The 20,443-nt window shown below is 55.9% G+C and carries 18 protein-coding genes; 8 read left to right on the forward strand and 10 right to left on the reverse strand.

The features are described 5' to 3' along the window. Window positions 1–216 precede the first annotated feature (216 nt). Both ACIPL2_RS20930 and ACIPL2_RS20935 read right to left on the reverse strand, forming a co-directional pair. Window positions 217–1,566 (reverse strand): aldehyde dehydrogenase family protein, encoded by a 1,350-nt coding sequence (locus tag ACIPL2_RS20930; protein ID WP_401359153.1) that lies wholly within the window; start codon window positions 1,564–1,566, stop codon window positions 217–219. Between the two features lie 13 nt (window positions 1,567–1,579). Next, the gene (locus ACIPL2_RS20935) at window positions 1,580–2,686 is read right to left on the reverse strand and encodes an NAD(P)-dependent alcohol dehydrogenase (RefSeq protein WP_401359155.1); all 1,107 of its coding nucleotides are present in this window, start codon (window positions 2,684–2,686) and stop codon (window positions 1,580–1,582) included. Between the two features lie 270 nt (window positions 2,687–2,956). Between ACIPL2_RS20935 and ACIPL2_RS20940 the strand changes: the two genes are divergently transcribed. From ACIPL2_RS20940 to ACIPL2_RS20955, 4 genes are all read left to right on the forward strand, one after another. Then, the gene (locus tag ACIPL2_RS20940) at window positions 2,957–4,390 is read left to right on the forward strand and encodes a DUF1329 domain-containing protein (protein ID WP_401359158.1); all 1,434 of its coding nucleotides are present in this window, start codon (window positions 2,957–2,959) and stop codon (window positions 4,388–4,390) included. Between the two features lie 207 nt (window positions 4,391–4,597). After that, window positions 4,598–5,761, forward strand: a complete 1,164-nt coding sequence (locus tag ACIPL2_RS20945; RefSeq protein ID WP_401359161.1) for a WD40/YVTN/BNR-like repeat-containing protein — start codon at window positions 4,598–4,600, stop codon at window positions 5,759–5,761. 30 nt (window positions 5,762–5,791) lie between these two features. Continuing rightward, entirely contained in the window at window positions 5,792–8,296 is a 2,505-nt protein-coding gene (locus ACIPL2_RS20950) for an RND family transporter (protein ID WP_401359164.1), read from the forward strand. Between the two features lie 39 nt (window positions 8,297–8,335). Further along, window positions 8,336–9,778 carry an MFS transporter gene (locus tag ACIPL2_RS20955; RefSeq protein ID WP_401359166.1) on the forward strand — a complete coding sequence of 481 codons (1,443 nt, stop codon included), beginning with the start codon at window positions 8,336–8,338 and terminating at the stop codon, window positions 9,776–9,778. 67 nt (window positions 9,779–9,845) lie between these two features. Here ACIPL2_RS20955 and ACIPL2_RS20960 read toward each other — a convergent pair whose 3' ends face one another. Continuing rightward, a complete protein-coding gene (locus ACIPL2_RS20960) occupies window positions 9,846–10,967 on the reverse strand; it encodes a nitronate monooxygenase (protein ID WP_401359168.1) in 1,122 nt (373 codons plus the stop codon). 14 nt (window positions 10,968–10,981) lie between these two features. Between ACIPL2_RS20960 and ACIPL2_RS20965 the strand changes: the two genes are divergently transcribed. Continuing rightward, entirely contained in the window at window positions 10,982–12,058 is a 1,077-nt protein-coding gene (locus tag ACIPL2_RS20965; protein WP_401359170.1) for a flavin reductase, read from the forward strand. Between the two features lie 48 nt (window positions 12,059–12,106). On the opposite strand, the gene ACIPL2_RS20970 is transcribed toward ACIPL2_RS20965, so the two are convergent. Then, window positions 12,107–12,985 (reverse strand): acyl-CoA thioesterase, encoded by an 879-nt coding sequence (locus tag ACIPL2_RS20970; protein ID WP_401359172.1) that lies wholly within the window; start codon window positions 12,983–12,985, stop codon window positions 12,107–12,109. A gap of 187 nt (window positions 12,986–13,172) precedes the next feature. On the opposite strand from ACIPL2_RS20970, the gene ACIPL2_RS20975 reads away from it, so the two are divergent. Genes ACIPL2_RS20975 through ACIPL2_RS20985 form a run of 3 tightly spaced genes read left to right on the forward strand, consistent with a single transcriptional unit; the run spans window position 13,173 to window position 15,338 of the window. Continuing rightward, window positions 13,173–13,946 carry an SDR family NAD(P)-dependent oxidoreductase gene (locus ACIPL2_RS20975; protein ID WP_401359174.1) on the forward strand — a complete coding sequence of 258 codons (774 nt, stop codon included), beginning with the start codon at window positions 13,173–13,175 and terminating at the stop codon, window positions 13,944–13,946. Window positions 13,947–13,956: 10 nt separating this feature from the next. Then, a complete protein-coding gene (locus ACIPL2_RS20980) occupies window positions 13,957–14,973 on the forward strand; it encodes a phosphotransferase family protein (RefSeq protein WP_401359177.1) in 1,017 nt (338 codons plus the stop codon). Continuing rightward, a complete protein-coding gene (locus ACIPL2_RS20985) occupies window positions 14,973–15,338 on the forward strand; it encodes a DUF6285 domain-containing protein (RefSeq protein WP_401359179.1) in 366 nt (121 codons plus the stop codon). Before ACIPL2_RS20980 ends, ACIPL2_RS20985 begins: the two co-directional genes overlap by 1 nt. A 38-nt stretch (window positions 15,339–15,376) precedes the next feature. Here the strand turns inward: ACIPL2_RS20985 and ACIPL2_RS20990 are convergent, their stop codons facing one another. The 6 genes from ACIPL2_RS20990 to ACIPL2_RS21015 all read right to left on the reverse strand — a co-directional run bounded on the left by ACIPL2_RS20990 (window position 15,377) and on the right by ACIPL2_RS21015 (window position 20,326). Next, complete coding sequence (locus tag ACIPL2_RS20990; protein ID WP_401359181.1) at window positions 15,377–16,171, reverse strand: enoyl-CoA hydratase/isomerase family protein; 795 nt, start codon at window positions 16,169–16,171, stop codon at window positions 15,377–15,379. A gap of 38 nt (window positions 16,172–16,209) precedes the next feature. Next, the gene (locus ACIPL2_RS20995) at window positions 16,210–17,001 is read right to left on the reverse strand and encodes an enoyl-CoA hydratase-related protein (RefSeq protein ID WP_401359183.1); all 792 of its coding nucleotides are present in this window, start codon (window positions 16,999–17,001) and stop codon (window positions 16,210–16,212) included. A 60-nt stretch (window positions 17,002–17,061) separates the two neighbouring features. Beyond that, complete coding sequence (locus ACIPL2_RS21000) at window positions 17,062–17,493, reverse strand: Zn-ribbon domain-containing OB-fold protein (protein ID WP_401359186.1); 432 nt, start codon at window positions 17,491–17,493, stop codon at window positions 17,062–17,064. After that, on the reverse strand, window positions 17,490–18,683 hold the full coding sequence (locus ACIPL2_RS21005) for a thiolase C-terminal domain-containing protein (protein ID WP_401359188.1): 1,194 nt from the start codon (window positions 18,681–18,683) through the stop codon (window positions 17,490–17,492). The genes ACIPL2_RS21000 and ACIPL2_RS21005 overlap by 4 nt, the downstream gene beginning before the upstream one ends. 116 nt (window positions 18,684–18,799) lie before the next feature. Next, window positions 18,800–19,645 (reverse strand): alpha/beta fold hydrolase, encoded by an 846-nt coding sequence (locus ACIPL2_RS21010; RefSeq protein ID WP_401359190.1) that lies wholly within the window; start codon window positions 19,643–19,645, stop codon window positions 18,800–18,802. 42 nt (window positions 19,646–19,687) lie between these two features. Next, a complete protein-coding gene (locus tag ACIPL2_RS21015) occupies window positions 19,688–20,326 on the reverse strand; it encodes a TetR/AcrR family transcriptional regulator (RefSeq protein ID WP_401359193.1) in 639 nt (212 codons plus the stop codon). Window positions 20,327–20,443: the final 117 nt, after the last annotated feature.

Genomic DNA, 20,443 nt, shown 5'->3' on the forward strand with positions numbered 1-20,443 from the left:
TATAGTTTTTCAACAAATATTAACTAGAGTTGCAGCGGGCCGCGGCGTCGTCCAGTGGATGGCGGCAAGCGCCTGATCACCGAACGGCTGGTAGTGGAGCAAAAAAGGCGGTCAACGTTTCTCAGCCACTCATGACGTTGCCGATAGTGAACCACCAGGCTTGATGTTTTAGCCTGGTGGTCAGATGTGGCCGTTTCAAGGCGCTAGAAACTGAACTTAGGCCGATGCCTTGCCTTGAATCAGCACTGAGCGGGCATTGGACAATTCGAGGAAGCCGGCATGACCGTGGTAACGGCCCATGCCGCTACCGTTGACGCCGCCGAACGGCAGGTTCTTCTCAACGTAATGCATCATGACGTGATTGATCGTCACGCCACCTGACGAGCTTCCCTGCAATGCTTGGTCAACGAAGGTCTGGTCGTCGCTGAACACGTACATCGCCAACGGTTTGCCGTTGCCATCGATGTGTTCAAGTACCTCATCCAGTTCGTCGTAGGCGAGAATGGGCAAGACGGGCCCGAAAATCTCTTCCTGCATGATTCGCGCATCCCTAGGCACGTCCACCAACACCGTTGGATGGATAGTCAGGGTCTCGCGATCCGACTCGCCACCACACAGGATGCGTGCGCCGCGGTCAAGCGCATCGTCGATGTAACCGAGCACTCGATCGAAGTTACGCTCGTTGACAATGCGCGGTTGTTTTTCCAACTGCAATTGCCCGTTTTCATAAAATTGATGGGCGACCATGGCCTTGACCTTTTCGCCAAACGCTTGCGCGTCGCTGCGCGGAATCCAGGCATGGTCAACGGAAAGGCAGAGCTGGCCGGAATTGTTGAAACGACCACCGACTACCTTGGCCGCCGCTTGTAACAATTCGACATCTGGTCCAATGATGGCCGGACACTTTCCGCCCAGCTCCAGAGTGACGCTGCTCAGATGTTTCGCTGCTGCTGCCATTACCAGTTTTCCTACCGCCGGGCTGCCGGTGAAAAACACGTGATCAAAAGGCAGCTCCTGCAAGCGCTCGGCAACCTCGACGCCGCCTTCGATCACTGCAACATCATTGGGTTTGAAGGCTTCTGCGATCAGTTTCGCAACAACTCGGCTGGTGGCAGGTGTCAGCTCGTTGGGTTTGATGATGGCGCTATTGCCCGCCGCAATGATCGGAACAAGAGGGGCCATGATCAGGGCAAACGGGAAGTTCCAGGCCCCCAGCAGCAGAACAGTGCCGCGTGGTTCATACAGAATATGTGCGGCAGTATTTGGGAGGTAAGGCGTAGAGGGAACAGGTTTGACAGCCATCCAGTCGGCCAGTTGTGACACTGCTGTGTCGATATCACCCAGGACCGAGGCGATTTCGCCAGCCTTGCCGCCATTGGGTGTCTTGCGCAGGTCTTCGTAAAGAGCCTGTTCGATATCGTCGATATGCGCCACGATCACTTCGCGCAAACGCAACAGACGAGCCTTACGCTGATCGACTGTTTCGTCCCGACGTGCTCGTCGGGTCTGGCGCTGGCTGACAAAGGTGTTCTCTATAAACGTGTTGAAAGCGTTCTCGATGGTCATGGAGTGAGGCTCCTCAAGGCATGCGGATCACGGGTTTGATAGCGGAACCATCATGGGCGTCGTGGATGGCCTGATTGATGTCCTTGAAATCATAAAAACGCAGCAGTTTTTCAATCGGTAACAGGCCGGCTTTCCAATAACCGATGAGCTGCGGGATAAACAAAGACGGCACCCCGCCTTCGCCCGCCATGATGCTGCCCTTGATTCGAGTATTTCTGGACTGCACTTCCATAGGGTTGAAGGTGACACTGGCTTGCGCACCGGCCATACCCACAAGAACGGCCGTGCCACCATGCCCCAGTGCCTGAATGGCTTGTTCCATTACCTTTGGAATACCAGTGGCTTCGACGACGCCGTCAACCCCACCGCCGCTGAGTTCACGGATGGCCTGAACGGCGTCCTGATCTCCGGCATTGATTACATGCGTGGCGCCAAGCTCAAGGGCAAGTTCAAGCCGACTGGCAATTCGATCGACCACGATGCGTTGGGTGCAACCGGCGATTTTCGCTGCCATCAATGCTGACAAACCTACACCGCCAGCGCCAAACAGCGCGAAGCTGGTACCTGCGCGTGGACGCAGCGTATTGAGCACGGCTCCGGCGCCGGTCTGAATACCGCAGCCTAGGGGGGCAAGGATATCCAGTGGCAACTCAGCATCTATTTTGATCACGCTGCGTTCGTTGGCCAGGCAATGACTGGCAAATGAAGACTGGCCGAGAAATCGAGCAAACACAGGTTTTCCGGCCAGTTGATGGGTGCAGCTACCATCGCTGCAACGACCGCCTGACATATTCAGTTCACGGAAAGAAAGACAGTAGGACGGCTGGCCGGAAACGCACTGGGGGCATTTGCCACATGAAGTGGTGGTCATGATCACATGATCGCCCGGGACGACGCGACTTACTCCCGCACCCACCTTCTCGACAATCCCGGCACCTTCATGTCCGAGCAACGCCGGCCACGGCATCTGCGGATTGGCCAATACCGTCAGGTCGGTATGGCACAGTCCTGTGGCAATAACTCTCACCAGTACATCCCCAGGTCCAGGCTCAACCAGGTCAATCTGCTCCATTTTCAGGGGGGCATTGGTATCAAAGGCCAGCGCGGCTTGAATCTTCATTGAACGTTCCTTTTTAGTTGTTTTCGGCGTTTTTGACGCTGCAGGAGCTCAAGAGTGCGAAGCAATCATTGTGAATATCATATATATGATTGTGCTTTGCTTGATGAAAATTAAGTTTTTGTCATGAACTTGAGAAGAATGCTTGCCTTGGTCCATTGACACCAATGATACACATGATTATTGTGATTACACAATTTCTTGGGAGGACCTGTCCTCTCAAACATTGGGCTTCTACCCGCCGATAAAATAAACAATAAGCTGGAGACCGCGATGAAGACAGGCAAACCAATCGTCGAAACCGAAGGTGCAGTACGCGTCTTGTCAAAAGCAGGGGGAGTGCTGGCAGTGGGGTTCACTCTACTGTTTCATCAGGGTGTTTATGCCACGCCTGGGGTGACGCCTGAAGAACTGAAGCAGCTGGGGACGACACTCACTCCCTGGGGTTCGGAGATCGCTGGTAATAAAGATGGCACCATCCCTGCCTATACAGGGGGTGTGAAGCCGCCTGCGGGTGCCAACCCGTCTGACAAGATTCCACTTGATCCCTATGCAGATGACAAGGCTGTTGTGACGATTACTTCGGCCAATATGGCGCAATACGCCGATAAGCTGACCCCCGGTACTCAGGCCTTGTTGAAGCGTTGGCCCGACTACAAAGTCAATATTTACCCGACTCGCCGTGGTTATCCGCAGATGTCAGCGGAGCGAGCTCAAGGCTCGATTAAAAACGCAGGGAACCCAGACTGCAAAACCACCGATGATGGGGTTGGATTGCGGGGCTGCTGGGCCGGTACGCCTTTCCCGATTCCCAAGAGTGGTTATCAGGCGATGTGGAACGCCCTCACGCACGAGCAAACCGAGTACGAATTGCGCATGCAAAGTTGGATCGTCGACGCAGGAGGCAATCGAACGATGACCAACGAAGCCATACAGCAGTCTGACTATCCATTCTGGGACCCGAAGGAAACTCCTTATGCTGGCGCGGCTGAAAATTACTACCGTTTCCTGAATAAAACGTTTGCACCGGCGCGCGATGCGGGGCAGAAAACCATCGTCTGGTACCCAGCGGAGTTTGATCGTAAAGATCAACGCATTTGGGCCTATACCACTGGCCAGCGCCGTACACGTCTCGCGCCGGAATTTACTTACGACACGCCGAGCGCTGCATTGTCTGGTGCATTGAATTATGACGAGCTTGGTCTTTTCGCTGGTCGCATGGATCGCTTCGATTTCAAATTGGCAGGGCGTAAGGAGATGTACGTCCCTGTCAATCAGTACCGAATGCTGACCCATACTCCGGAGCAAGTACTTGGTAAACAGTTCATTAATCCTGATGTCACGCGTTGGGAGTTGCGCCGCGTTTGGCTGGTAGAGGCTACCCGTAAAGAAGGGAAGCGTCATATTGCGGCTAAGCGCAGATTCTTCATTGACGAGGACTCCTGGTCGATTTTAACGAGTGAGTCGGAGGATGATGCCGGTAAGCTATTCCGGGTGGGACAATCCAATGGGTGGCCGCAGTACAACCGCAATGAAACGGGCGCGGCCGGGAATATGGATTATTCCAACACCACCTACGACCTGAGCAAAGGTCAATACCTACTGGCCAGCTTCATTGATCCGGCCACTGGTTGGGCGAAACAGGTCAAGCGTTTCCCAGACTACACTTTCCGTGCGGAGTCCATGGCCGGCACCGGCGTCCGCTAAACGATCCCCTTAACCGCGGCACGAGTTTTCGTGCTGCGGTTTTTTTTCGCCTGCGAATTGTGGAGCCAATGTTCAGTTGACGATAAACATATATAGGATTAGTATGATTGTGCGAATTGAGCCGGTACTGGTGCATTAAGCATCATGCCTGTCAAGTCGCTTACATCACTCCGCACAACAAGTTTAATAAGAAGTCTGGAGGTTGAAATGAGCCATTTTGGCTTGCCTTTATTTGCCAGGGGTTTGCGACTAGCCCTGCCCATGCGAGGTGCGTCAGCTGCCAATCTCAGATGGATCGGCGGTTGCTTGATCGGTGCTTCGTTGTTGTTAAGTGTCAACGCGAGCGAAGGCTCCCGGCCTGGCATCGACCCGTTGTTCAATCCTGCAGTGCAGAGCAATATGGCGCCTGTCACTCAGCTTATCGGCTTGGCTAGAGCCGGGCAGAGGCTGGTTGCGGTTGGTTGGCGAGGGCATATCGTCTATTCCGACGATCAAGGTCATAGCTGGCAACAGGCCGACGTGCCGGTCAGTGCCGACCTCACGGCTGTCAACTTTCCCACAACTGAATCAGGTTGGGCCGTTGGTCACGGAGGTGTGATCCTGCGTACCCGCGACGGTGGCAAAACCTGGGTCAAGCAACAGGATGGATTTTCTACCGGTAAGCTGATGACCAGCTATTACCAGCAGCGCCTTGATCAGGCCAGCGAAGCCGAGCAGGCGCAATACGCAGGCTTGATGGATCAGGTTCGGCTCAACTACGAGACGGGTCCCGAGCAGCCATGGCTGGATGTATGGTTCGAAAATGATCAGCACGGTTACGTGGTAGGTACTTTCAACCTGATTATGGAAACTCGTGATGGCGGCGAGCACTGGACGCCTCTGCTCGATCGGATGGACAACCCAGATGGCCTGCATTTGTCCGCCATTAATGCCGTGGGTGGTGAACTTTACATCGCCTCGGAGCGGGGGACGGTGTTTCGCCTGGATAAGGACAGTCAGCGCTTCGTTGCGTTGAACTCCGGCTATATCGGCAGTTTCTTCGGCGTGACGGGGGATTCTCGTGCATTGGTTGCTTACGGCTTGCGCGGCAATGCCTGGCGAAGCCTGGATAAAGGTGTGAGCTGGGAAAAAATCAGCACTGGCATTGATACCACACTGACTGCAGCCACCATGCTCGACCACGGACGTTTGGCTCTGGTCAGCCAAGGCGGCGCGTTAATCCTTGGTGATGCCGCCACTGGCGCACTGAAGCCAGTGAAGCTGTTACGTAGCGTGCCCTTTGCCAATATCGAACCCGCGGCTGCAGACAGTGTGGTCATCGTCGGCACCCAAGGTGCTCAGCTCGAGCCTTTGCCGGCTTCCGGCAGCTGAGGCTAGTGGTATGGAAAATCTGGAGAAATCATGGCTGTAGATACCGAATCACTTCGCCTGCCCGTGATACGGGACATCAAGGACTTCGACAAAAAATCGGGTGACTGGCTCGAGCGACTGATCTTCAATCATCGCGCCTGGGTGGTGTTCCTGGTTGTGGTCATCACCGCTTTTCTGGGGGTGCATGCTTCGCGTCTGACGGTGCAGGCCAGCTTCGATGACATGATTCCACATTCCCACCCTTACATCCGCAACTACCTTGACAACAAGAGCGAACTGAAGGGTTTGGGCAACTCAGTGCGCATCGTAGTCGAAAATACGCAGGGCGATATTTTCAACAAGGACTACTTGGCTGTCGTGCGTGATATCAACGATAAAATATTCCTTACGCCAGGTGTAGATCGTGCCTTCATGCGTTCGGTCTGGACACCAATCGTGCGCTGGACCGAGGTGACCGAAGAAGGCTTTCTCGGTGGTCCGGTCATGCCGTTCGATTATGACGCTAAGGAAAAGTCGATTGCCCAGTTCCGCGCCAATACGCTGCGCGCTGGTTTACCTGGAACGTTGGTGGGCAAGGACCTTAAATCGAGCATGATTTTCGTGCCGCTGCTCGATGTAATTCCTGAGACAGGTAAGCCACTGGATTACAGTGAACTCTCGACTTTTCTGGAAAAAGAAATCCGTGACAAGTACCAAGGCGTAAACGATGGCCACTATCGTGTGCATATCATCGGCTTTGCAAAGCTGGTAGGCGACCTGATCGATGGGTTGATTCAGGTCATGATGTTTTTCGCCATATCGGCCCTGATCGCGTCATTGATCATCTACCTTTATACCCGTGATCTGCGCAGTACCCTGTTGTTGGTGGCGACTGCAACCATCGGTGTGGTCTGGCTGCTGGGGTTGCTGGAGTTGCTTGGTTACGACCTCAATCCTTATTCGATCCTCGTACCTTTTCTGATTTTCGCCATCGGCTTGTCCCACGGCGCGCAGAAGATGAACGGGATCATGCAAGACATCGGACGGGGGACTCATAAGTATGTTGCCGCCCGATATACCTTTCGACGGTTGTTCCTGGCCGGGTTGACGGCGCTGATTACCAATGTGGTTGGTTTCGCAGTGTTGATGATCATCGACATACCCGTGATTCGCGACTTGGCCATGACCACCAGCCTGGGTGTATTGGTGCTGATCTTCACCAAACTGTTCTTCATTCCGGTCGCACTTTCTTATATAGGTGTCAGTCAGTCTGCCGCCAAACGCAGCCTGCGGGAGAATGGGGCAGGGCAGGGTATCACTGGCTTTCTGCAACGGTGCACTGAGCGTCGCCTGGCCTTGCCACTCACCTTGTTGGCGGTACTGGTCGGCGGTGGTGCCATGGTGATCAGCCTGACCAGCCTGAAGATGGGTGATCTGGATGCTGGTGCGCCAGAGCTGCGTCCCGATTCGCGCTTCAATCTGGATGTCGGTTACATCAACGAACACTATGGTATGTCAAGCGATCAGTTCGCCGTCATCCTCAAGACTAAAACCGAAGGCATGCGCGACTACGATTCGTTAGTGGCGCAGGATCTTTTGGCCTGGCGCCTGCAACAACTGCCCTCGGTGCTGGCCACATCCTCACTGGCAGGCGGAATTCGTAGGGTCGCGTCAGGTTCGTTCGAAGGCAATCCGAAGTGGATGACGTTGCCGCGCAACACTCAAACGCTCGGTAACGTCACGCAAACCCTGTTGGTTGGTAGTCCTGAGCTGATGAACCCCAATGCCAGTGTTGCTCCGGTCATTGCCTACCTTAGGGATCATCGAGCTGACACGTTGAGTGAAGTGGTCAAGGTTACCGAAGAGTTTGCGGCCGAGCACAACACTCCTGACCGACAGTTTCTATTGGCAGCAGGCCCTGCCGGTATCGAGGCGGCCACCAACATTGTGGTGGAACAGGCCAACTATCGAATTCTTGGACTGCTGTATGCCGCTGTCGCGATTCTGTGTCTGATCACCTTTCGCAGTTGGCGTGCGGTGGTGGTTGCCATGGTGCCTCTGATCATTACTTCCTTCCTCTGTGAGGCCTTGATGGTGATGCTGGGTATTGGCGTCAAAGTCGCTACTTTGCCGGTTATTGCCCTGGGTGTTGGCGTCGGCGTTGATTACGCCCTGTACTTGTTGTGCGTTCAACTGGGTGCGCAGCGTCGCGGGATTTCCCTCGCACAATCCTATGGGCTCGCTCTGAATTTTACAGGCAAGGTTGTGGCTCTGATTGGTGTGACCATGGCGGCGGGTGTGGTGACTTGGGTCTGGTCTCCGATCAAATTCCAGGCCGACATGGGCATCTTGCTGACGTTCATGTTCCTTTGGAACATGCTCGGCGCACTGACGCTGATACCGGCACTGTCGTATTTCCTGTTGCGTGATGTCGGTCGCGACGTCAAAGCAGAATCAATCACGGTGTCACTTCCCATGACAGGACTCGATCCTGTAGTCGAAAGTGAGCTGGAGCAGCAAACGGACCTTCAGAAACGCATGGCCAGCAGGGCTTGAGGCCTGAGCCGTTCTTTGATGAGCAAGGAGTAGACCCGCATGGCCTTGAGTGAGAAAGACACACGCTGGAAAACGATCATGTTGGCGTTGGTTGCAGCCGAGGTGGCTTCTGCTTTCGAGGTCAGCATGGCATTTGCTGCCTTGCCTACGTTCTACAAGCTGTTTCAGGACCCGGCACTGGTGGGATGGGTCATTACCGCCTATCTGTTGGTGGCGGCTGCCGCCTCTGCAATCTGCGGCCGGATCGGTGATCTATATGGACGCAGCCGGGTGCTGATTGGCATGTTGATCCTGGCTGCCGTTGGCTCAATGATCAGTGCTTTATCTTCCTCCCTGGAAGGGATTGTTTTCGGACGCGCCGTGCAAGGGGTGGCTGCAGCTGTCCTGCCTCTGTGTTTCGGTCTGGTGCGGGAAAACATCAGTAAAGAGCGTATACCACTTTGCATCGGAATCGTCGCAGGTACCGCCTCAACAGCTGCAGGTATCGGTTTCGTGTTGGGTGGCGTGTGCATTGACTACCTGAGCTGGCATTGGATCTTTTACATCAGTACTGCGGTCGCTGTGCTGGGTTTGTTGTTGGTGATTGCGCTTCTGCCGTCGTCGGCTGGCAAGTCCAGCGACCAGAAAGTCGATATCCTCGGAGGTGTATTGTTTGCACCGGCGGTGGCGGGGATTCTGTTCGCTTTGACCAAAGGTAGCACTTGGGGTTGGTACGATCAGCGCACCGTTTGGCTGGGTGGATGCAGCCTTGCCTTGCTGGCATTCTGGGGCTGGTATGAAGCTCGACATAGCAATCCGCTTATCGACGTACGGTTGTTCGCGAACCGTCAGTTGGCCATGTCCAACCTCTGTTATGCCTTGATTGCCTTGGGAGCAATGCAGTTTGCCCAAGTGTTGTTTGTATTGTTGCAGCAACCCACTTGGACTGGTGTCGGGCTCGGCATGGCCGCTACGGCTGCCGCGGCACTGAAATTACCTTCGTCACTGGTCGCTATCGTCGCTGCACCTTGGGGTGGGGTTGTCGCGGGGCGCCACGGTGGGAGGCGTGCATTGCTGTATGGATTGTTTTTCCTGGTTGTGGGATGGGCCGCCTTAACGCTGCACCACAGCACCATCTGGTTTGTCGGGTTTGCGGTCATTCTCAACGGCATTGGGACGGCCATTGCTTTCAGTGCTGTGCCGAATCTCATCGTAGAAGCGGTGCCGGCGCAGCGGGTCAGCGAGGTGACTGGTTTGAGCCAGGTGATTCGCACGACCTTCATGGCCATCGGAGCGCAGATGATCGCCTTTATCTTCGCCACTCAAACGATCAGCGACCCGGCACAAGGCCCGGGAACCTATCCAGCGGGCTCGGCGTTCCAACTGGCGTTTTTTACCATCACCCTGTTGTGCGTGCTCAGTGTCTTTGCTGCTTTGGCCTTGCCCAAGCGCCGGCCTGATGCATCGCGTGAATCCGTCGTGCAGCCTGCCAGTCATTCGTAACTGTTGCTGTTGAAGGGCCGTCATCCTGGTGATTCGGGGCGACGGCCTTATTCGTTTCAAGCCATGATCACTCCAGTGACTTGACCAGTGTTGCCAAGCGTTCGGCGCTATCAAGGAATTCGCTCAGCAGGTCGTAGAAAATCTCTTTGACTGTCGTTTCTCCGTGCATATCGCCGACGATCTGGCCTACCGGATGAGTCAAAAAATCGCTCGCCCTGGCACGCTCGATGCGTGCGCGGGCTTCGAACACCGACAGCGTCTGCAGGGGCATAGGTAAAGGCTTCGGTGCATCCGGTTGTTCGAAAGCATCGGTGAACTTGCTGCGTAACATCCGGCAAGGTTTACCCGTCATGGCGCGCGACTGGATGGCTTCCTCAGAGCGAGCGGCAAATAGGCGGGCTTTCATTTCTGGAGTGAGCTCGCTTTTGTCTGTACCCAGCCAGATAGAGCCGCACCAGATGCCGTCCGCACCCATTGCCAGGGCCGCAGCCATTTGTCGTCCACGACCAATGCCCCCAGCCGCAAGCACTGGGATCGGCGCCACGGCATCGACCACCTGTGGCCATAGCACCATCGAGGTGATTGTACCGGTATGGCCACCGGCTTCACTGCCCTGAGCCACCAGTAGATCCACACCAGCCTCAACCTGTGCTTTTGCGTGGTCCAGTCGGCCCACCAACGAGCCGACCTTAATTCCGCGCGCTTGCAGTTCGCGCACCTTTTCCTTAGGCGGCGTGCCCAGGGCGTTGACCACCAGCTTTACCAGTGGATGACGCAGCGCCACCTCAATCAGTTCTTCCGCCGATTCCGGCGTCATGTGCAGGCGATCCATGTACTCACTGACCATGCGCTCGACTTCGTTTTCGGGAAGCGGCGCCATCCCAGCGTCATCACACAGTTTCTTAAGGAAAAGCTGATTCTCGGCCGGCAGTTCTGGGCGACGCTTCTCTGTCGGGTTGCCACTGGCGGCATATTTGTTCGGAATCAGGATATCAACCGCGTAGGGCTTCCCATCAATGTGCTCGTCGATCCAGGTCAATTCCTGCTCCAGTTGTGCGGGAGTGAAACCGCTGACGCCGAGAACACCCATGCCACCGGCCCGAGACACTTCAGCGACAACATCCCGGCAGTGCGAGAAGGCAAAAATGGGGAGATCGATGGACAACATTTCGCAGACTTTTGTTTTCATTGTTAGCTCTCTGAGTGTCATGGAATTCGAAGTGGCCGGCACTAGAACCGGTTGCCTATTGTATTAATGATATATACTATTTAGTCAAATGGCGCGCTGTGATCTCAGGCAGCAAGCGGTTCGAACAGAACGAGGAAAAGTCCGTGAGCAATCCCAATCTGGTAATCGACAGTAAGCAGTTTCGTAATGCATTGGGGGCTTTCGCGACCGGCGTCACGATCGTCACCACGCGCGACGCCGAGGGTGTAGATGTCGGTCTCACTGCCAGTAGTTTCAACTCGGTGTCGCTTGAGCCACCGATGATTCTCTGGAGCCTGTCAAAAACCTCTGGCAGCCTCTCGGCCTTCATGACTGGCGACTACTTCGCGGTACATGTGCTTGCAGCCGATCAGCAATCCTTGTCGGATCGGTTTTCCAAGCGTGGCATCGATAAATTCGCCGGATTGGAGTTAGAGCGTGGCCCTGGACAGGTGCCTTTGCTCGGTGATTGCGCGGCCCGGTTCAAATGCAAAACCAGCTTTCGCTATGAAGGTGGTGACCACATCATTTTTGTCGGCGAAGTGATCGAGTTTGATCATTCCGCTCATCCGCCATTGGCCTTCCATGGCGGCAAATACGCCAAGGTTCACCCCCGCGCGCTGGAGAATCCAGTAGAAGTCGAAGATGTGAACAGCAGTTTCAACAAGGATTACCTGGGGTTTTTGCTCGGCGTGGCCTCCATGCAGCTGTACCAACCGGTGCGCAACGACTGGCAGCAAATGGGCCTTACAGAGTGCGGGTATTTCGTACTCAGTGTGCTGGCTGCCGGCAAGCACAAGACCCAGGGTCAGATCGAAGAGTTGTTGAAGCCCAGTGGTCATCGTCTCGGTGACGAAGAGCTGGGAAGGTTGCTGGAAGCTGAGTTAGTGACAGTGCAGGGCGATGGCTCGGATCGTCAGTTCGACCTTACTTCAAGGGGCCATGAATACGCGGTCAAGTTGTTCGTGCAGGCTAAATCGTCGGAGCAGAAGGCTATCGCCGGATTGGATTGGGATGATCTGGCGTTGTTCAAAAATCTACTGAAAAAGGTCATCCGAAATACTCGTAACTGATGACGCAGACGATATGAAAAGCCCCGGTACATACCGGGGCGCAGCGCCTCAACCGAGTTGGCGGAACAGCGCATGCTGTGCGGCATTGGCTATCAGCCTGCCATGACTATCATAGATGGCGGCATTGACCAATCCAGTGGCACCCACCAGTGAAGGGCTGTGCACATCGAACAATAGCCATTCATCGGCACGAAATGAGCGATGGAACCAGAGGTCATGAGTCAGCGTTGGCGCAAAAAAATCACGGCTCATGCGAGTTGCCACATGGGGAAGCAACATTGCACTGTTGATCCAGGCATCGGACATGTACACCAGCGCTGCTTCGTGCAGCCTCGGGTCATCGCTCAGACGATCACGGCTGCGAATCCAGTACCGCATGCTCGGTTTACGAGCACCGCAAAAGAGGAAGGCTTCACCATCCACCGGACGCAGTTCGTGCAGATGCCTAGCCTTGAGCATTCTTTGATTACCTTCGCTCAACCGATCCTGATGCTGGTCGGCTAAACGCGCTAGATCCAGTAGCGCCTCAGGAACAGGAACTTCAGGCGCCGAGTCCTGATGGCTCGGCCCATTTTCCTCAGTTTGAAAACACATGCTGGCGCGGAATGCTACCTGCTGGCCGGTCTGTGATTGCACCTCAATGTTGCTGAAGCTGCGACCTTGCAGTGTTGTTTGGACTTGGTAACGCAATAGCGGATCGAGTGGCAGTGGCTTGAGAAACGAAGCATGCAGCGAGCGAAGCCGTCTTTGCGAATCGAGCCCGTGAGCGGCAGCAATCACGGCTTGGGCCATCAACTGTCCGCCAAAAGCGTTGCCAGACAGATTTGCTTCTCCGTACTGACTGATGAAGTCATTCCCGTCGATTTTCAGCTGCAGCAATGCGGCGAAATCGTCGGGGCGTGGAATACGGCTTGAAGGTGCTTGCATTCTGGTAGTCCTGTTCGCAATGAAGGGCGGGCACTGGCCTGAACCTTGGCTAAAACGGGAAAAATCCCTGGTGGAACCTGAGTCGTACAAAATTTGTCAGGTTGATTAAACATATAACTCATTGATATGATTTTTCCAAGCCGACGGGTCTTTACCCGTCATCGGAAATTGATCACGGGAGAGGTCCATGACGAGTTTGGACTTGAATGCGCTATTTGGTCTGGAAGGCAAATTGGCGTTGGTGACCGGGGCTTCAAGTGGCCTGGGTTTGCACTTTTGTCGGGTGTTGGCCGCAGCAGGTGCGCATGTGGTGATGGCCGCAAGGCGTACCGAGTTGCTGGAAGAGCTGGCTGCGCTAACGCCTGGTCTGGTATCCACAGTTCGAATGGAAGTGAGCGATGGTGCGGGCGTTCAGCGCGCATTCGATGAGGTGGTTGAGCGCTTTGGTGTGCCGGATATTGTGCTCAACAACGCCGGGGTTACAGTCACCAAGCCTGCGCTTGCCCAAACCGAGGCGGATTTCGATGCAGTGATTGGCACCAACCTCAAGGGCGGTTGGCTCGTGGCTACTGAAGCTGCTCGGCGCATGGTCGCAGCGGGTAAGGGCGGGGTTATCGTTAATACTGCTTCGATTCTGGGCGAGCGGGTTAGCGGAGCGGTGGCGCCCTACGCAATTTCCAAGGCCGGTGTAATCCAGGCAACCAAGACCTTGGCATTGGAGCTGGCGCGTTACGGCATTCGTGTTAACGCCTTGCTCCCCGGTTACGTGGCCACTGATTTGAATCGCGAGTTTCTCGCCAGTGAACCTGGCGAGCGCATGCGTCAACGCATCCCGAGTCGACGCTTCGGCGAGTTATCGGATCTCGACGCGCCGCTTTTGCTCCTGGTGGGTGAGGGTGGGCGACATATCACCGGAGCGACACTCGCTGTTGATGGCGGTCATCTGGTCAGCGGGCTTTAGGAGAACATAGGTGGACGCTCAATCACGCAGTGCAATCGAGCAGTACCTGAGCGATGTTGGTCAGGCTTCTCATGTCGAGTTGAAGTTAGCTGATTTGCTTTCAGGTGGCGCTATTCAGGAAAACTGGCGCGTCGACGCCGAATTCTACGATGGACCTTATCGTGGTTTGCAAAGCCTGGTTATTCGTACGGATGCCCCTTCCGGGGTTTCGGTCAGTCACGGCCGTGCCCAGGAATATGCCTTGCTGATTGCGGCTTTCGAAGCCGGAGTGACGGTGCCTCAGCCGTTATGGCTGTGTGAGGATCGTTCCGTGTTGGGTAGGCCATTCTTTGTTATGCGTCGAGTTGAAGGCACTGCCAGTGCTCACCTTATCGCCCGCACGGGTTCAGGATATGGCGGCGACCGACGCGAACTAGCCGAGCGCCTGGGTCGGGAGATGGCACGTATTCACTCGATCCGGCCGCCACGTCAGGACCTCGACTTTCTGTCGCTCTACGAAGAAGCACCAGCTCACTATTTAATTGCCCACTTCCGCGATTTTCTCGATAACTATCGCACACCGTATCCAACGTTGGAGTGGGGGCTGCGTTGGCTCGAGCGGCATGCTCCACCACGCGGCGATATCGTGTTGACCCATCGTGACTTTCGCACCGGCAATTACATGGTCGACGAGGCCGGTTTGACTGCAATCATCGATTGGGAGTTTTCTGCCTGGAGTGACCCGCTTGAAGATGTCGGCTGGTTTTGCGCACGCTGTTGGCGCTTCGGTCGGCCAACCCTCGAGGCGGGCGGCATTGGCGAACGTGAGGACTTTTATCGAGGTTACGAGGCTGAGAGTGGCAGGCGCATTGACCGCGATCAGGTTCGGTATTGGGAGGTCATGGCGCATGTGCGCTGGGCTATCATAGCTATCCAGCAGGCCGAACGGCATATCTCAGGCGAAGAAGAATCGTTGTTGCTGGCTTTGACGGGGCACATCGTTCCTAAGCTGGAATGGGAAATCCTCAATATGACGGAGAATGATTGATGCGTACGCGACCTGAAGGTGCCGATTTGTTGCAAGCTGCCCAGGTGTTGTTGCGTGAACGCCTGCTGGGAGATTTACCGCAGCATCGCAGGCATGAGGCGCTGATGATCTGCAATGCCATGAAAATTGCCGCGCGCCAATTGCGCTTTGGTGAGCAGCCGCAACGGGAGGAGCTGCACTCATTGCTGGCCTTACTGCAGGAGGAACGGGTAGGGCTGTTGGCCGGTAATCGCCTGTTGGCAATGCGCCTGCGTGAAGGGTTCGGAGACCCAGGGCAATCTGCGCGTGAACAAGTCCTTGCCCACCTGCGCAGCAGTGTCGGTCAGGCGGTGGCTGAAAGCAGCCCTGACTACCTTAAGCAATGATGTGGGAGGCAGGGCTTTCGGGCCCTGCCGCTCAAGCTTCAGCGTACCTCGTATGAGCGTGATTGTTTGCGAGCGGCCTCTACGTCCATCTGTGTCTGGGCTACCGGGTTTCCAATCATCGTGTATTTCAAGGATTGCGTCAGCGCCGTTGTACGGGGGACATCCAGCGACTCCCAGATTGCCCGCACAGTGCCTTGCACGGCGGCCGGTGGCTTAGCTGCGATCTTTGCCGCCAGCTCATGGGCTCGGTCCCACAATGCGTCATTCGACGTGATCTCGCTCACCAGTCCAATGCGCAGTGCGGTGTCGGCACCAATCCTTTCATCATTACCCAATAAGGACATGCGCAGCACTTCGCCCAAAGGCAGGCGGTAGGACATGCCGATGGGTTCGACTGCACAAACAAGCCCGTAGGAGACATGGGGATCAAAGAACTGTGCATCTTGCGAGCAGATGATCACGTCACTTTCATTGAGCCAGTAAAAAGCCCCTGCGCAGCACAACCCGTGTACAGCAGTCACCACCGGCTTCCAGACCTTGTTCGAGCGTGCCCCCAGGCTTTCGCCAGGGTCACGGGCGTTCCAAAGGTTGTTGGCATGGCCCACCGGCTCGGTAGCATGGGATTTGACGTCGGCTCCAGTGGAGAACGCCCTGCCTGCCGAACCGCGCAGTACCACCGCGCGCACATCATCATTTTCACGGATATGCGCCCACAGATGATCGAACTCGTGCAGCATGGTCAGAGTGAACGAATTCATTGCTTCGGGACGGTTGAGAGTAATGGTACCAACGCCATCATCGGAAAGATTAAACAATAGGGTGGTGTATTCCATGGTCGCGCTCCTTGAAAGTATTGTTGGTTTTATCGGGTTCAACGGCCGGTCCATTGTGCGGGGCGTCGTTCGAGAAAGGCTTTGGGGCCTATTCGCGCATCTGCACTGGTAATCACCCGGCGAGCGGCCTCTTTATTCAGAGCCCAGAGCTCCTCTAGGGTACAGTCCGTGCTATTACGCGCCAGTTGCAGGCTTTCGCGCACGGCCAATGGAGCGGCGCAGGCAATTTTTCGGGCAAGATTCAGAGCCGTCTCGTACACATGCTCCTGAGCCACCAAATAATTGACCATGCCCAGTTCATAGGCGCGACGCGCACTGATCGGCTCACCGCTGACGATCATTTCCAAAGCAACTGCTCGTGGCAGTACGCGAGGTAGTCTGAACATACCGCCGCCTGCTGCAACCAGGCCGCGTTTGACTTCCGGTAATGCCAGTTCGGCCTGGTCGGCGCATACCAGCATGTCGCAGGCTAATGCCATTTCCAAGCCGCCACCGACCGCCGTAGCGCTGATTGCTGCGATCCACGGTTTACTCCGGGGGGCTTGGACGAAGCCGGCGAAACCACCGCGCTTGGTGGCCAGATTGCGTGCGTTGCCTGACGCTATCTCGTTGAGGTCGGCGCCTGCGCAAAATGTCTTGTCACCGTTTGCTGCAAGAATACAGACTCGGATCTGTGGATCGTCTTCGATGTGGGTCAGGTAGGTTTCGAGCGTTCGCACCATTTCGCTGTTAATGGCGTTACGAGCTTCCGGGCGGTTGAGCGTTAGAACGGCAATGTGTTGCTCAATGACTTCAAGCAACACCGGGCTTGGAGCGTTTGCAGGGCTCATGGGGCAATCTCGCTGACAGCAGGGTGGAGAAGCCCGGCATCCTGCGACGCCGGGCTTCGATCAGCAGGCGCGAAACACGGGTTGGCGCCAATCATCATTGATTGGATTCCACTCGACCGAAACTGGCATGCCGATCTTGACCAACTCAGGATCGATGCCAACCAGATTCGACACCAGGCGAATGCCCGGTGCGTCATCAAGCTCGACAACTATCGGAATGTAGATGAAGTCTTCAACGCCCGGGAACGGTGAGCGATTGCACACTGCGTAGCTGTAGACCGTGCCGGTGCCGGCCAGGGTCGGCCATTGCGTATTCTGGCTCTGACACTGCGGGCAATAGGGCGTGGGCGGCATACGAAAGTGTCCGCAAGCGCCACACTGCGCGGCCACCAATCGACCTTCGCGAGCAGCCAGCCAGAAAGGCTCGGTCCAGGGATCGGTGGTGATATGGACATGTTCGCCCGGCAGGGCGCGCGACAGATGCTTGCTCATGCGGATCTCCTGAGAATGAGGCCGGATACCGGGATCGATGCGGGGCCGCCGGTCACCAGTGCCAGTTCGGCATCTGCAACCTGATTGATGGCAGTTCCACGCAATTGTTCGACACCTTCGATAATGTGGGTCATGCCGATAATGTAAGCCTCGGACAATTGGCCACCGTGCGGGTTAACCGGGATAGAACCGGACATCCGTATCGCGCCGCTTTCGACGAAGGCACCGCCTTCGCCCTTGCCGCAAAAGCCGTAATCCTCCAGTTGCATCACCACCATCGGCGTGAAGTGATCGTACAGCAGCGCCACATCGATATCGCTCGGCTTGACGCCTGCCTTGGCGTAAAGGCGATTTGCGACATCCTTGTGCCCGGACGAGGCGAAATACTCATCACTCATGCCCATCCAGGCAAAGGCCCGGCCCCATTCAGCGCGACCGCCATGCGTGGCGGCGGTGACTAGAACGGGTTTTTGTTTCAGGTCGCGAGCGCGTTCGGTCGACGTGGTGATGACTGCAACCGCGCCGTCAGTTTCCAAACAAAAATCCAGACGGCAGAGCGGATCGGCAAGCATCGGCGAAGCGAAATATTCTTCCAGGGTCAGTGGCGTACGGCGGATGGCCTTCGGACGGTTCATGGCGTTCAAGCGGCTGTTGATCGCCACCTCAGCAAAAGCTTCGCGACGCGTGCCGTACAGGTGCATATGACGGCGAGCAAGCACCGACATCAAATGCCCCGGTCCTACTAGCCCGGAAGGCTGCAGGAAGGAGTTTTCCGGATCAGGCTTGAGTGCACCGAACACCGTTCCGAGGCGCTGGGCCCGCTGCTGCAAGGACATTACGGTGACCACATATTTGGCGTCGCCGGCGATAATTGCAGCCGATGCGAGACCGATGGCACCGGCTGAACCGCCGCCGCCACCGGTGAGCGTGGCGGTGAAAGTGACTTCGGGGATTCCGAGCATCTCCATGATGCTGGCGGTGTCCATGGTATCGATGTATCCGGCCTTGGCACCGCCGTAGTAAGCGAAGCCGTCGATATCTCGTACCGACAACCCGGCATCGGCACACGCGCCGAGAATTGCCTCGCCGATCATCTCATTGATTGTCCGGGGCCAAGATTGCCCGCGGACGTAATACGGCGTCGCACCGACACCGACGATGGCGGTCTTGTCGCAATGTTCCCAGGTCATTCGCACTCTCCCTCTCGGCGTTCATCGGCAAGGCGGATAAACGTCATGGATGAATAAACATCTAAATTATTATTGTGATATCTATGATTGGTCAAGGACTCATGACAAGGGATGAATTACGCCAGTCGCTGCAGGAATGACTCGATGGCCTCATTGAATACGTCGTTACGATCACCTGCGACCATATGTCCGGCGCCTTCGATGTCGACATACTCAGCGTGGGGGATCAATTCCAGTAGGAGACGTGCGCCTTCTTCGCTGACCACGTCGCTCTGCCGCCCTCTGACCAGAAGGGTCGGTACATGGATCTTGGACGCGGCGTTTTCCATGCGAAGGTGTAGGTCGGCCAAGCGTTCGCGGGCACCTCTGGCTTGGAATGCTGGATCCCAGTGCCAGTAATAACGTCCGTCATCTTTTAGGCGCAGGTTTTTCAACAAGCCCTCATTAGTTGGTGGCTTCGGTCGGTTAGGGATGTAACGCGACACGGCTGCCGCCGCTTCTTCGAGGTTGGTAAAACCTTCGGGGTTGCCCATCATGAAGTCACGGATATGCCGCACACCTTCGGGTGACATGCGAGGTACCACGTCAACCAATACTAATGCTCTTGCCCGTACGGTTTCAGCTTCACCCATCGCCAACAGGGCGGTTGACCCACCCAGAGAGGCGCCGACCAGTACTGGTGGTTGGTCAAGGGTATCGATGACTGCGTTCAGGTCGGCGACAAAGGAATCCGTGGAGTAGTCGCCATCCTCTGCCCAGGCACTTTCACCATGCCCGCGCAGGTCCATGGCCAGCGTGTGGTAGCCGGTCTGCGCCAGGCGCCGGGCGGCTCTTCCCCAGGAGTGCCGGGTCTGACCACCACCGTGTAACAGGATTACGGGTGGCGCATCGGCTTGGCCACCGACATCGGCGCAGAGCGCCAGGTTATGGAAGCCGGTGAAGGTTTGGCGCTGCAATGTCATGGCTAATTCCTTTGTGCTTGTTTGAATGGAATTTTTAACAATTCAGGCGTTGCGCGAAGGCTTGGGCAAGTCGGGATCAAGCTCTGGATCGATGACGCCATGGCAGAACAATTGGTATACCGCGTCGCCAAAACGATCTGCCAGGGCTTTGCGTTGTTTGACGGTCTTGCCTTGTGAAATGGCCATCAAGCCCGCGAAATCCAGTGCGGAAGCAATGAAGGCGATGGCATCCGGATCGATCGGCACGCCATTGGCCGGCTGGCGCATTCGCTGTATCGAGGCTGAACTGCGAAAGCGTTTCAGGTAGGCCACGGTGGCCGGATCGGCCAGCGGCCCTTGTTCAAGGATTCGATAAACCCGAGAGCGAATGATCGATTCGTCTTCGGCCGCCAATCGGGATACAAGCGAGTAGGGATTGTTGAACGGTCGGGATCCATCGGTGAGTTTGAGTAGTTGCTGTTCAAGGCTGGCGTGCATGTGCTCGATCAGCGCTGCGCGACTCTTGAAGTGGTAGTAGGCCGTGCCTCGTGTCACACCGGCACGTTGAGCGGTGGCCTTGAGGTTGACCGCAGCTTCACCACCTTCAGCCATCAGTTCTACAGCAGCGGCAAGCAACTGTTCGCGAGTGATGCGCCCGTTCGCGCGTTCGGTGCCGGCGGCAGGTGTCGAAAGCGAGCTCAAGTGATTCTCCAGGTGTCAGGGAACAAGGCTTAATTGTACAGGCGTGAATAAATAGTTGCAGGGCAAAATCCAGCGCCGCTATGATCCAGGCAGACGCTGGACCGATACTCATAAAAA

It is taken from the genome of Pseudomonas sp. NPDC086251 (assembly GCF_044746405.1).
Taxonomy (GTDB): Bacteria; Pseudomonadota; Gammaproteobacteria; order Pseudomonadales; family Pseudomonadaceae; genus Aquipseudomonas.